Source organism: Burkholderia sp. SIMBA_062 (assembly GCF_046534765.1).
Lineage (GTDB): Bacteria > Pseudomonadota > Gammaproteobacteria > Burkholderiales > Burkholderiaceae > Burkholderia > Burkholderia ambifaria.
In genome coordinates this window covers 1-245 of the sequence record NZ_JAWRYD010000520.1, presented here as the reverse complement: position 1 = coordinate 245, position 245 = coordinate 1, and the positions used below count along the sequence as shown (strand labels likewise).

General features: G+C 57.6%; 1 pseudogene. It reads right to left on the bottom strand.

The features are described 5' to 3' along the window. A pseudogene (locus SB786_RS37300) lies at positions 1–245 on the bottom strand (hypothetical protein); the annotation flags it as partial.

The window sequence follows — 245 nt, the reverse complement described above, 5'->3', positions numbered from 1 at the left end:
CGCGAGTTCCCGACGCATTGGCAATTGCTCGAAACGCGACTTAAGGCGAGACTTGGCGCTTTTTAGATCGTTATTGCAGCCGGTGACCAGCTCGTAGTCGCATTCCCGACAAAACGCTAGTGCTGCGTTGATAGCGTCGAGGGTTTCGTGAACATGCTCCGCGAGTACTTCGGTGCGCCGCGGACGCCCGTTCTTTGCGCCACGTTCGACAGGTAAGCGCCGATTTCCCTGCGAGATCAGCTCAC